We start from the raw sequence: 11,811 nt of genomic DNA on the forward strand, positions 1-11,811 counted from the left end.
CCCAGCTCCGCTGGAAGCCGGTCCTATTCTTGTTAGTGACGGCCGCCTTCCAGATAAGCAGCACGCACTTCCGGATTGGCCAGAAGCTCCTTGCTTGATCCGCTCATCGTCACGATACCATTGACCATCACATAGCCGCGATCCGCCAGCTTCAACGCACCAAAGGCGTTCTGCTCGACCAGAAACACGGTCAGGCCTGTCGATTTGTTCAATTCCTTGATCGCCTCGAAAATGTGCTTGATGATCAGCGGCGCCAATCCCAGCGATGGCTCGTCCAGCAAGAGCAAGCGCGGACGCGCCATCAGCGCACGGCCAATAGCCAGCATCTGCTGCTCACCGCCAGACAGCGTACCGCCGCGCTGGTTGATACGTTCCTTTAACCGTGGAAACAGATCGAAAACCTTGCGTGAATCCTCATCGTAGAATTCGAGATTGTCGAGACTTGCACCCATCTGCAGGTTTTCCTGCACGGTCATACGCGGGAAAATCCGGCGGCCTTCCGGCGACTGGGCGATACGCAGGCGCGCAATCTCGTGCGTTGGCAATTGGGTGATGTCCTGTCCGGCAAACACGACACGTCCGGTCCGGGCGCGCGGCATGCCGAAGATCGTCATCATCAATGTTGATTTACCGGCACCATTTGCGCCGATCAACGTGACGATCTCACCTGCATCCGCGTGAACGCTGACACCGCTCAAGGCACGGATATTGCCATAATAGGTTTCAACATTCTCGATGCTGAGAAGAGGACTACTTTTCGCGAGAGGTTGTGTTTGCGACATTACTTAGCCCCTCCGGTCTTCTTGACAGCCGGTTTGCTCTGGCTTTCCTTTGCCAGTTTCTTGGCCTGACCAATCCAATCTTCCCGTGCGATACGCCCGTCGAAAGCCAGATAGACTTCGGCGGCAATCACATCCGCTTTCTTCCATGCAGCGATCTGGTCGAAGTGGAAAATGCCGTGCTCATTGAGCTTGCGCTCATTGACCGGCCCAATCCCCTTAATAATGATCAGACTGTCCGCCTTGCCGCCCCGTGGCGCAGCGAGCGCATTCGATGTTGCACCGGCCTTGATCGCAGGATCAGCCGGTTTGGCAGGGCTTTTGGTTTTCGCAGCCGGTGCTTTAACCGGAGCAGCAACTTTGGCCACAGGTGCCGGTTTAACCGGAGCAGCGGCAGGAGCCGCCTTCGCGGCTGGTTTGGCAGCAGCAGGCTTGGCTTTGACAACAGGAGCAGCGACCAGCGAAGCAGCCGGCGGCTCGCCATGCGTGACTTCGATTTCGTGGATCGCTTCGGACGACAGCAGATCAACCGCAGCTGTGATGTCATCATTGCCGGTGGCTGCCGCATGTTCGATCAGCTCGATCACCTCTTCGTCTTCAACACCCAGATAGGCTGCGATGACTTTCGGATCGTTCTTGACAGTATCGGGCGTGCCATCGGAAATCTTCGTGCCATATTCAAGCACAACAACATGATCGGAGATTTCCATCACCACCGACATGTCATGCTCGATCAAAAGGATCGATGTTCCGATCTCGTCGCGAATGTTCAACAGAAGCTGATTGAGCTCAGCCGATTCACGCGCATTGAGCCCTGCCGCTGGTTCGTCCAGACACAAAAGCTCCGGATCCGTGCACATGGCCCGGGCAATCTCAAGACGGCGCTGTGCGCCATAGGGAAGATCACCCGCAGGATCGTCGGCACGGTCAATGAGGTTGATTTTTTCCAGCCAGAAACGTGCCTTTTCGATGGCATCCGCCGCCGCCTTCTTATAGGTCGGAAAGCCGAGCAGGCCGAGGATCGTATAGCCCGATGACAGCATCAGCGGGTTGTGCTGAGCGACCAGAAGGTTTTCCAGAACCGTCAGGCCCGAAAACAACCGGATGTTCTGAAACGTCCGGGCCACTTTCGCCTTCTTGGTGATGACGAAATCGGCCATCCGCTCCAGAAGATATTCCTCACCATTCTGGCGGGTCATGGTCAGCATGCCTTCAGTCGGCTTGTAGAAACCGGTGATGCAGTTGAACACCGTGGTCTTGCCTGCACCGTTCGGGCCGATCAAGGCGGTGATTGCACCGCGCTTGGCTTCAAAGTTCAGATCGTTGATGGCGATAAGGCCACCAAACTTCATCGAGAGATGTTCAACGCGCAATACGGCGTTGGGATTTTTACGCACTTCCGAAACCATCAGCCGTGCCCTTCTTTCGTAAACTCGCTGGAGATCATCTTGCGCTCGTGCAGGAAGGCGCTCGGTTCTCGATTACCGACAAAACCGCGAGGCTTCCACACCATGACAACAATCATGGCCAGACCAAACAACAGCATACGATACAGTTCCGGCGTAAAGTCATTGCCGAAGACCAGCTTGAGAAATTCCAGTTCGCGCAGCAATTCCGTGCCGCCGATCATGACCGCCGCAGCGATGGCGATACCGATCAACGAGCCCATGCCGCCGAGCACCACGATGGCAAGAATGATTGCCGATTCGAGGAACACAAACGATTCAGGGCTGACAAAGCCCTGACGGGCAGCGAAGAACGATCCGGCAAACCCGCCGAACATCGCACCCGTGGCAAACGCCGTCAGCTTCGTTGTCGTCGTGTTGATACCGAGCGAACGGCAGGCAATCTCGTCCTCACGCAAAGCTTCCCACGCACGGCCGATGGGCATGCGGCGCAGGCGGATCGTGACCCATGCGGTGAGCAGGGCGAGGAACAGAATGAGATAATAAAGGAAGATCTTGTAATAGACGCCCGAATTGGGCAGGCCAAACATGGCAGCAAAGCCATTGGGGCCTGGTGTGAAGGGAATGCCGAACAATGTTGCCTTGGCAATACCGGAAACACCGAACGTGCCCTTGGTAACGACCGTCCAGTTTATCAGCACCAGCCGGATGATTTCACCGAAAGCCAGTGTGACGATGGCAAGATAATCGCCGCGAAGCCGCAACACGGGAAAGCCGAGAATAATCCCCCAGAGCGCCGCAAAGATGCCGGCCATCGGCAGAAGCAGCCAGAAGGAAAGGCCGAAATGGGTGGACAGCAGCGCGTAGGAATATGCACCCACCGCGTAGAACGCGACATAACCCAAATCCAGCAGACCGGCGAGACCGACAACGATGTTCAGGCCCCACGCCAGCATGACGTAAATCAGAATCTGAATGCCGAAATTATCGACATATTTCAGCGAACCCTGCACGCCGCTCTGGAATGACCATTGCCCGGTAAATGCATACTGAATCAATGCAAGGATAAGGATAACCAGAAAGGGATAGACGAACAGGAGCGCCAGGCCAAAACGTGAAACTATCGCCTTGAAAGAACGGCGGTCCGCCTGGGTTGCGGCAGAGGGCTTGGCTTTGGCAACCTTGACCTGAGTCCGCGAGGGAACCACGAAAGCCGCAAAGATGAAGCGCCCCAGGGCAGCCACGACAACGAAGATTGTCAGAAGGCCCCAACGCTGGACAAGCACCAGTTCGTTGTTGATGTTCTGATCGGTACGGAAACCGACGATGAGAAAGAACAGACCAAGGGCAAGCACGCCGGCGAAGATCGCCTCTTTGAATGCCTTGGCGTAGACGGAATCCGGTCCTGAAGTTTGGATATCGGCCATAAGCTTAAACCTTTTCGACTTCGGGCCGACCAAGAATGCCGGAGGGCAGGAAGATCAGGACGATAGCGAGGATCGAGAACGCGGCCACATCCTTGTAGTCGATGGAGAAATAGGCAGACCACAATGCCTCGATGAGGCCGATCAGCAATCCGCCGACCACCGCTCCGGGCAATGAGCCGATACCGCCAAGCACTGCAGCCGTGAAGGCCTTGACGCCGGGCGTAAATCCATCGGTGAAGGAAATGACGCCGTAGAACATCAGGTAGAGCGTTCCGGCAACAGCGGCGAGCATGGCACCCATAACGAAGGTCATGGAGATCGTCTTGTCCACGTCGATACCGAGCAACGCCGCCATTTTGCGGTCCTGCTCACAGGATCGCTGCGCTCGCCCAAGCGAGGTGCGGTTGACCAGATACCAGAACGCTGCAAGCAGGATCACCGTGACGACAACAATCACCATCTGCTTGTAAGCGACCGTGATGTTGGTTCCGTAAATTGTGATACCACCATTAACCAGCGGCGGGATTGGTTTGTTGCGCGGGCCCTGTGTGACCTGCACAAAGTTGGACAGTGCGATCGACATGCCGATAGCCGTGATCAACGGCGCAAGACGGAACGATCCACGCAGCGGCCGGTACGCCAGACGTTCAATCGTCCAGCTCCACAGGCCAGTCAGCAACATGGCGACCAGCATCATAAGAAGCAGGGCCAGAACGACTGGCACACCACCGATAAAAGTTGTTAAAGCAAGAAAAACGATCATCGCCATGAAAGCGCCGAGCATGAAAATATCGCCATGGGCGAAATTGATCATGCCGATGATCCCGTAGACCATCGTATAGCCAATTGCGATCAGGCCATAAATTGAGCCAAGCGTCAGACCGTTGATCGATTGCTGGATGAAGTACTCCATCGCAACGATACCCCTCATTTTCATTGGGAAGTTTTTTATCCGGTTTTTTTATCCGGTTCCCATTACCCCAATATGTTTACACGTAACGCCTGCGTTTAAGAAAGCAACAGCTTTTTTAGCGCAAACAGCGGCATAACATTTGCTGACATACTCCTTGCGAAATTTTTCACCAAATTTTCGTCCATTCATGGCGAAAAAAGAGGCGAATGCATTCATTTTAACCGAATTGTCTAATCCTGCCTTATTGTCAAGAACGGACTTCGCCGCTTCACTTGACCACAAAACCGTGAGCAAACGGATCGCGGTCATCGATGAAGATCGTGCTGTAACCGGTCATGCGCGCCCACCCTGCAACCGACGGTATGATTGCCTCCCTCTCACCTACACTCGCGGTTGCTTCCACGCGGCCATGGAACAGCGAACCGATAATTGATTCGTGCACGAAATCATCGCCGGGCTTCAACTTGCCCTTTGCTGCAAGCTGCGCCATGCGCGCTGATGTACCCGTCCCGCAGGGCGATCGGTCGATCGCCTTGTCGCCGTAAAACACCGCATTGCGCGCATGCGCTTCGGGAACAGTCGGCGCACCTGTCCATAGAATATGGCTGAGCGCATTGATGTCAGGCTTTTCCGGATGCTGGAATGAATAGCGCTCATTCAGCCGCTCGCGCAGCACCGGGCTCCAGCCAATCAGGTCAAGCGCGCGATAGTCGGCCATATCGCGGAAGTTCTTCTGCGGATCGACAATCGCGTAGAAATTGCCGCCATAGGCAACGTCCACGGTCAGCGTGCCCAGATCGGGACATTCCACCTCCAGCCCTTCCGCATAGAGAAAGGCCGGAACATTGGTGATGCGCACGCTGGTGACGTACTGACCCTCCTGCACGTACTCGGCGACCACCAGACCAGCTGGTGTATCCAGCCGCAGCACACCCGGCGTCTTCGGCGTGATCAGCCCGTGTTCGATGGCCATTGTCACAGTACCGATGGTACCGTGACCGCACATCGGCAGACAGCCTGACGTTTCGATAAACAGCACCGCGACGTCGCAATCATCGCGGGTTGGCGGATAAAGGATCGAGCCCGACATCATATCGTGACCACGCGGTTCAAACATCAGGCCCGTGCGGATCCAGTCAAATTCGCGCAGGAAATGCGCCCGCTTTTCCATCATGGTCGAACCCGTCAGGTTGGGCCCGCCTCCGGCGACAAGACGCACGGGATTGCCACAGGTATGACCATCGACACAGAAGAAGGAATGACGCGCCATGATATTGTTCAGGTCCTAAAAGCGTTGCGGATTGAATGGATCGATCGATATCGCGGTTTTCTGCTCCATGACCAGATCGCGGATCAAACGGCCCGTAGCACCGGACTGGGTCAATCCCAGATGACCGTGACCAAAGGCATAGAGTACATGTTTGCTTTGCCTGCTGTAACCGATAACAGGCAGGGAATCGGGCATGGACGGACGGTAGCCCATCCATTGCCGTCCGCCAGAAACATCAAGCTCGGGCAGGAACGCCTTTGCCTTCACCAGCATTGCCTCCGAGCGTTTGTAATTGGGCGGCAAGTCCAGCCCGCCGAGTTCCACCGCACCGCCAACCCGCACACCCGTTTCAAGTGGCGTGACCACAAAACCGTGTCCAGAAAAGATGAGCTGGCGTTTGAGATCAAAGGCCCCCGCCGGAAACGTCGTATTGTAGCCCCGCTCCGTGTCCAGCGGAATAGTGTCGCCGAGATTTTTAGCCAGGAGATGCGACCACGCTCCGGCTGCAATCACGAGCTTGTCAGCCGCAATGGTTCTGCCGTCTACAAGCTTGATATCTGCACCCTCACCGCTGGCACTCACGGATGAGATATCCGCTTGTTCGAAGCGCGCACCCAGCTTTTCCGCATAGGCCCAAAGGCTTTTGCCGACATGCTGCGGATCACTGACCGTTTTCCACCCGGGAACGAAGGTTCCGGCGACAAAGCGCGGCGACAATCCCGGCTGGCATTGCTCCAGAGCTTCGCCGCGCAGGTGCTCGAAGGCGATACCGGCCTTGTTCCGCGCCGCCCAGCCGGGCAGCGACTGGTTCAGCTCATCCTCGCTCTCGTAAAGTTCAAGCGAGCCATCCTCACGCACCATGTGGCGGATACCGGCACGCTGCATCAGGCCGAGCATCTCCGGCTCGGCCAGACGCATCATGAGTCCCTGCGCATTGGTCGTTCGCTCAAGCACGTCGGCGCGGCTGGCACGCCAGAACCGATAGAGCCATGGCGCCAGTTTCGGCAGATAGGAAGGACGGATAGTGAAGGGCCCCAGCGGATCCATCAACCAGCCGGGAACCTTGGCCATGACCCCTTTCGAGGCGATCGGCAATATATCGGAAAAGGCCAGAGCCCCGGCATTGCCGGAGCTTGTGCCTTCACAAATACCTTGGCGGTCAATGACCAGTATCTTGCGCCCGGCCTCGGCAAGAAAAGCCGCGATTGCGATGCCGATAATACCGGCACCGGCGATGACGATATCCTGCCTCTGCGGACGGGCGCTCATTGGCGAGCCTTAGAGTGTTGGCAAAGTTGGCCGCGATGCCATCGCATCCCTGACGATCTTGTCAACTGCCGCCCGGCGCTCGCCGCGCAGGGGCTGACGTGGCAGACGCACACGATCATTGGTTCCGATTTCATGGACTTCTGCCAGTTTGATGTTCTGCACAAGATAAGTGGAGACATCGAGATCGAGCAAGGGGCGGAACCAGCGATAGATATCCAGCGCTTCCGCATAACGGCCGGCACCGATGAGCTTGTAAATCGCCACAGTCTCTTTCGGGAACGCCGTCACCAGCCCGGCTACCCAGCCAATAGCGCCTGCTGTCAGCGCTTCGAAAGCGAGATTGTCAACGCCGGTAAAGAGATCGTAGCGCTTGCCGAACGTATTGATGATGTCAGTCGTGCGGCGCACATCGTCGGAGGATTCCTTGATGGCAACGAAATGCTTGTCCGATGCAAGTTCGTCCAGAATTTCGCTGGTCACATCAACCCGGTAAGCAATACGGTTCGAATAGATCATGACTGGCAGATCGCCAGCGGCCGCAACAGCCTTCAGTGTCGTGACGGTTTCTTCCGGATCCGTGTGATAGATCGGGCTTGGAACCAGCATCAGGCCATCCGCGCCAGCCTTGGCGGCACGCTTGGCCAGTGCCGCACCATCGCGCGTCGCGGCTTCATTGATGGTGAGCAGCACCGGCTTGCCCTTGGCAACGCCCTGTGCCGTCTTCAGCACCTCAAGTTTCTCATCGTGGCTGAGCATCGGACCTTCGCCCAATGACCCCGCGACAATCAGACCATCGCAACCCGCATCCATCAGGAGCGAGAAGCAACGTTCCATTTCCTTATGATCGAGTTTATCATCTTCAGTGAATTTGCTTGTAACTGCCGGAAAAACGCCAGACCACATGTCCCTGCTCCTTCTTGATATATCAGAAATATATCTGTACAGATTTAACCTGTCAATTGCCTTGAATCGAAAGTTTTTGTGATGGATCAAACCGCCCTCTCCACCCTCACCCCGACGGCTGAAAGCCTTGCCGATATGGCCTACCGCCAGATCGAGGAGATGATCATTACGCTGAAACTGGAACCCGGCACGGTCGTCAATGAACGGACGCTGACGGACCTGACCCGCATGGGCCGCACGCCGGTGCGCGAAGCGGTACAGAAGCTGGCATGGGAAGGGCTGATGGAGATTCGCCCGCGCTCCGGCATCGCCATTGCCGCGCTCAATCCGCAGGATTTCACCAAGGTTCTCGATGCGCGCGAAGGTGTCGAACGTGTGCTGGCACGCGGCGCCGCACGCTATGGCGCATCGTTGCATCACGAACGGCTGAAGGCAGCCGCTGATGCCATGACTGCCGCACGCAGCGCCAATGATGTGATCGGCTTTCTCAATGCCGACAAAATCTTCGACACGGTGCTGGGACAGGCGGCGGAAAACCCCTACGCCGCGCGTCTCGCTTCACCCCTGCAGACCCACAGCCGCCGTTTCTGGTTTCGCCTGCAACGCCCGGGCAGTCTGGAACAATCGGCCGGCGCCCACACCGCTCTCATCGACGCGATCATCACCCGCGATCCGGATAAAGCTGCGGACGAGGCAACCCGGCTCATCGGCTATCTACGCACGCTTGCACCGTGAGGCACTCCACACAAACAAATGAAAAACCGCCGGCTCATCACCGGCGGTTTGGTTTTTCAGACAATCTGAATGTTACTTCATCGTCGGAATGACGAACTCGGCACCGTCCTTGACGCCGGAGGGCCAGCGCGACGTGACAGTCTTGGTCTTGGTGTAAAAGCGGAAAGCATCAGGACCGTGCTGGTTCAGATCGCCGAAGCCTGAACCTTTCCAGCCGCCAAATGTGTAATACGCAATCGGAACCGGGATCGGCACATTGATACCGACCATGCCCACCTGAACGCGGGAGGCAAAATCACGGGCCGCATCACCATCACGGGTGAAGATGGCAACGCCATTGCCATATTCGTGTTCGTTCGGCAGGCGGATCGCGTCCTCATAGGTATCGGCACGGACAATGCCGAGAACCGGGCCAAAGATTTCTTCCTTGTAGATGCGCATGTCAGGCGTGACATGATCGAACAGGCAGCCGCCCATGTAGAAGCCATTTTCGTAGCCCTGCATCTTGAAGCCGCGGCCATCGACGACGAGCTTTGCACCTTCCTGGATGCCAAGATCGACATAACCCTTGATGCGGTCCAGCGCCTGACGGGTAACAACCGGGCCGTAATCAGCCGAAGCATCCGTGGACGGCCCAACCTTCAGGCTTTCGACGCGCGGGATCAGGCGCTCGACCAGGCGGTCGGCGGTGTCCTTGCCCACGGGAACAGCCACTGAGATCGCCATGCAGCGTTCACCGGCCGAACCATAGCCAGCGCCAATCAGCGCATCGACGGTCTGGTCCATATCCGCATCCGGCATGATGATCATGTGGTTCTTGGCGCCGCCGAAGCACTGCGCACGCTTGCCGTTGGCTGTAGCGCGCGAATAGATATATTGAGCAATCGGGGTCGATCCGACAAAGCCGACGGCCTTGATATCCGGATCATCGAGAATGGTATCGACAGCTTCCTTGTCACCATTGACGACGTTGAAAATGCCCGCTGGCAAACCGGCTTCAATGAACAGCTCGGCAAGGCGCATCGGTACGCCCGGATCGCGCTCGGACGGCTTCAGAATAAAGGCATTGCCTGAAGCGATCGCCGGACCGGCCTTCCACAGCGGGATCATTGCCGGGAAGTTGAACGGTGTGATACCGGCAACAACACCCAGCGGCTGGCGCATCGAATAGACATCAATCCCTGTACCGGCATTGTCGGTGAATTCGCCCTTGAGCATATGCGCGGAACCGAGGCAGACCTCGACAACTTCCAGACCGCGCTGGATATCGCCCTTGGCATCGGGAATGGTCTTGCCATGCTCGCGTGCCAAAAGTTCGGCAAGGGAATCATACTCTGCTTCAACGAGATCGAGGAACTTGCGCAACACCCGCGCACGGCGCTGCGGGTTTGTTGCCGCCCAGCCAGGCTGTGCCCCCTTGGCATTGGCAATGGCGGCACGCACTTCGTCAGCGGTGGCAAGCGCCACACGGCCCTGAACAGTGCCGTCCATGGGCTGGAAAATCTCGGTCGTACGACCGCTTGTTCCGGCGACATGCTTGCCACCGATAAAATGTCCGACTTCACGCATTGCGAGCAACCTCCCTGTGATTGATGGAATTCTGTTGTCCCATCATCGCGCTTCAAAATTTTTATTGCAAGCCGAGCAAAAGCGTATCCGTTGTGCAAAAATTGAAGTACCTTGAGATGAGGAGAGCTTTTGATGAACTGGGATGATGTGCGGATTTTCCTCGCGGTGGCCCGTGCGGGACAGATACTTGGGGCAGCCAAACGGCTTGGCGTCAATCATGCCACCGTCGCACGGCGGCTCACCGCCCTTGAGGATGACATTAATACCAAGCTGCTCACCCGCCGCACCAATGGCTGCGAATTGACCCATGCGGGTGAAGAGTTTTTGCTCTCCGCCGAACGTATGGAAGCCGAGATGCTGTCAATCCGCTCATCCCTCGGCGATGCGGACGTTTCTATCTCCGGTTCCGTGCGCATCGGCGCACCCGATGGTTTTGGCGTGTCATTCCTGGCCCCGCGCCTTGCCACGCTGACTGCCCGTTATCCAGATCTGAAAATCCAGCTTGTTCCGGTACCGCGCTCATTCTCGCTGTCACGGCGCGAGGCAGATATTGCCATCACCGTCGACCGCCCCGACCAAGGCCGGCTCGTGGCCAAGAAACTTGTCGATTATACGCTATGCCTTTATGCCAGCCGCGCCTATCTCGCCGCGCATCCGGCGCCGCAGAGCATCGATGATCTGCCCAAACACCGGCTGGTTGGCTATGTGGACGACCTTGTCATCAGCCCATCGCTGAATTACGCCCCGGAGATTACCCGCGACTGGCGGCCCGCCTTCGAGATTTCCAGTGCCATCGGCCAAGTCGAAGCGGTGAAGGCAGGCGCCGGCATCGGCATCCTGCACACATTCATCGCGCGTGAGCACCCGGACCTTGTGCCGGTATTGCCGGAGCGGACCATCCACCGGTCCTATTGGCTCGCCTACCACGAATCCGTGCGCACTTTGCGGCGCATCACGGCCGTCTCCAGCTTCATCTCCGATCTCGTCAACAGCGAGACGGGGCGTTTCACCTGAACGGTTTAAATCAAACGTAACAGAGGGCGGGGTAAATGTGATTGAGGGCTAAGGAACAAACTCCACAATTGCGCCTTGAACACATGTAGTTTCGATCTGTGTTGTAACCGTATCGGAGAGGGAAAATGTACCGATATATTTTTGCCATTGCTGTAGCCGTCGGGGGTATGCAGCTCGTATCGGTGCCTGCCGCGCAGGCACAGGAGCGGCCCATAAAATGCGAATCGCGCAAATTCCGCTACAATGAATGCGATACCGACATGCGTCGGCCGCGTATTATCAGACAACTTTCAGGCTCGGCTTGCATTCCGGGCCAGAGCTGGGGTTTCAGTCGCGGTACCATCTGGGTGGACAAAGGCTGCTCGGCGGTATTTGCCGATAGTGGCGGTGGCGAACGTCCACGCTGGAGAGATCAGGATGACCGACCGCGCTGGCGCGATGACCGCTATCCGCGCCGCGACTACCGGCGTGATCGCAACTATGACAATCAGGACCCCTACTATCAGCCTGACAATTACTGAGAATC

Annotated in this window: 12 protein-coding genes; 3 read left to right on the top strand and 9 right to left on the bottom strand. The window is 56.9% G+C overall.

Annotation, left to right across the window (positions count from 1 at the left end):
* Positions 1–32 precede the first annotated feature (32 nt).
* Genes HB779_RS02995 through HB779_RS03030 form a run of 8 tightly spaced genes read right to left on the bottom strand, consistent with a single transcriptional unit; the run spans position 33 to position 7,967 of the window.
* Entirely contained in the window at positions 33–782 is a 750-nt protein-coding gene (locus tag HB779_RS02995) for an ABC transporter ATP-binding protein (protein ID WP_188344334.1), read from the bottom strand.
* Entirely contained in the window at positions 782–2,188 is a 1,407-nt protein-coding gene (locus HB779_RS03000) for an ATP-binding cassette domain-containing protein (protein ID WP_188344335.1), read from the bottom strand. Before HB779_RS03000 ends, HB779_RS02995 begins: the two co-directional genes overlap by 1 nt.
* The gene (gene livM / locus HB779_RS03005) at positions 2,188–3,612 is read right to left on the bottom strand and encodes a high-affinity branched-chain amino acid ABC transporter permease LivM (protein ID WP_188344336.1); all 1,425 of its coding nucleotides are present in this window, start codon (positions 3,610–3,612) and stop codon (positions 2,188–2,190) included. Before livM ends, HB779_RS03000 begins: the two co-directional genes overlap by 1 nt.
* 4 nt (positions 3,613–3,616) lie before the next feature.
* The gene (locus HB779_RS03010) at positions 3,617–4,525 is read right to left on the bottom strand and encodes a branched-chain amino acid ABC transporter permease (RefSeq protein ID WP_188345752.1); all 909 of its coding nucleotides are present in this window, start codon (positions 4,523–4,525) and stop codon (positions 3,617–3,619) included.
* Positions 4,526–4,573: 48 nt separating this feature from the next.
* Complete coding sequence (locus HB779_RS03015; RefSeq protein ID WP_188344337.1) at positions 4,574–4,834, bottom strand: hypothetical protein; 261 nt, start codon at positions 4,832–4,834, stop codon at positions 4,574–4,576.
* Positions 4,794–5,795 (bottom strand): 4-hydroxyproline epimerase, encoded by a 1,002-nt coding sequence (locus HB779_RS03020; protein WP_188344338.1) that lies wholly within the window; start codon positions 5,793–5,795, stop codon positions 4,794–4,796. The genes HB779_RS03015 and HB779_RS03020 overlap by 41 nt, the downstream gene beginning before the upstream one ends.
* 15 nt (positions 5,796–5,810) lie before the next feature.
* Positions 5,811–7,064: an FAD-binding oxidoreductase gene (locus tag HB779_RS03025; protein ID WP_188344339.1), complete on the bottom strand. Its 1,254-nt coding sequence runs from the start codon at positions 7,062–7,064 to the stop codon at positions 5,811–5,813.
* Positions 7,065–7,073: 9 nt separating this feature from the next.
* Positions 7,074–7,967: a dihydrodipicolinate synthase family protein gene (locus tag HB779_RS03030; protein ID WP_188344340.1), complete on the bottom strand. Its 894-nt coding sequence runs from the start codon at positions 7,965–7,967 to the stop codon at positions 7,074–7,076.
* A gap of 81 nt (positions 7,968–8,048) precedes the next feature.
* Here HB779_RS03030 and HB779_RS03035 point away from each other — a divergent pair, with 81 nt between their 5' ends.
* Positions 8,049–8,702, top strand: coding sequence for a GntR family transcriptional regulator (locus tag HB779_RS03035; protein ID WP_188344341.1), 654 nt, complete (start codon positions 8,049–8,051; stop codon positions 8,700–8,702).
* A 72-nt stretch (positions 8,703–8,774) separates the two neighbouring features.
* On the opposite strand, the gene HB779_RS03040 is transcribed toward HB779_RS03035, so the two are convergent.
* Positions 8,775–10,271: a CoA-acylating methylmalonate-semialdehyde dehydrogenase gene (locus tag HB779_RS03040; protein WP_188344342.1), complete on the bottom strand. Its 1,497-nt coding sequence runs from the start codon at positions 10,269–10,271 to the stop codon at positions 8,775–8,777.
* 132 nt (positions 10,272–10,403) lie between these two features.
* On the opposite strand from HB779_RS03040, the gene HB779_RS03045 reads away from it, so the two are divergent.
* Both HB779_RS03045 and HB779_RS03050 read left to right on the top strand, forming a co-directional pair.
* Complete coding sequence (locus HB779_RS03045) at positions 10,404–11,285, top strand: LysR family transcriptional regulator (protein ID WP_188344343.1); 882 nt, start codon at positions 10,404–10,406, stop codon at positions 11,283–11,285.
* Positions 11,286–11,410: 125 nt separating this feature from the next.
* Positions 11,411–11,806 (top strand): DUF3011 domain-containing protein, encoded by a 396-nt coding sequence (locus tag HB779_RS03050; protein ID WP_188344344.1) that lies wholly within the window; start codon positions 11,411–11,413, stop codon positions 11,804–11,806.
* Positions 11,807–11,811: the final 5 nt, after the last annotated feature.

Origin of the sequence: Phyllobacterium sp. 628 (assembly GCF_014189505.1) — a bacterium.
GTDB lineage: Bacteria > Pseudomonadota > Alphaproteobacteria > Rhizobiales > Rhizobiaceae > Phyllobacterium.

Bases quoted from the DNA above. Each gene is read 5' to 3' on its own strand.
- HB779_RS02995 (WP_188344334.1), bottom strand. From the start codon at position 782: ATGTCGCAAACACAACCTCTCGCGAAAAGTAGTCCTCTTCTCAGCATC.
- HB779_RS03000 (WP_188344335.1), bottom strand. From the start codon at position 2,188: ATGGTTTCGGAAGTGCGTAAAAATCCCAACGCCGTATTGCGCGTTGAA.
- livM (WP_188344336.1), bottom strand. From the start codon at position 3,612: ATGGCCGATATCCAAACTTCAGGACCGGATTCCGTCTACGCCAAGGCA.
- HB779_RS03010 (WP_188345752.1), bottom strand. From the start codon at position 4,525: ATGGAGTACTTCATCCAGCAATCGATCAACGGTCTGACGCTTGGCTCA.
- HB779_RS03015 (WP_188344337.1), bottom strand. From the start codon at position 4,834: ATGACCGCGATCCGTTTGCTCACGGTTTTGTGGTCAAGTGAAGCGGCG.
- HB779_RS03020 (WP_188344338.1), bottom strand. From the start codon at position 5,795: ATGGCGCGTCATTCCTTCTTCTGTGTCGATGGTCATACCTGTGGCAAT.
- HB779_RS03025 (WP_188344339.1), bottom strand. From the start codon at position 7,064: ATGAGCGCCCGTCCGCAGAGGCAGGATATCGTCATCGCCGGTGCCGGT.
- HB779_RS03030 (WP_188344340.1), bottom strand. From the start codon at position 7,967: ATGTGGTCTGGCGTTTTTCCGGCAGTTACAAGCAAATTCACTGAAGAT.
- HB779_RS03035 (WP_188344341.1), top strand. From the start codon at position 8,049: ATGGATCAAACCGCCCTCTCCACCCTCACCCCGACGGCTGAAAGCCTT.
- HB779_RS03040 (WP_188344342.1), bottom strand. From the start codon at position 10,271: ATGCGTGAAGTCGGACATTTTATCGGTGGCAAGCATGTCGCCGGAACA.
- HB779_RS03045 (WP_188344343.1), top strand. From the start codon at position 10,404: ATGAACTGGGATGATGTGCGGATTTTCCTCGCGGTGGCCCGTGCGGGA.
- HB779_RS03050 (WP_188344344.1), top strand. From the start codon at position 11,411: ATGTACCGATATATTTTTGCCATTGCTGTAGCCGTCGGGGGTATGCAG.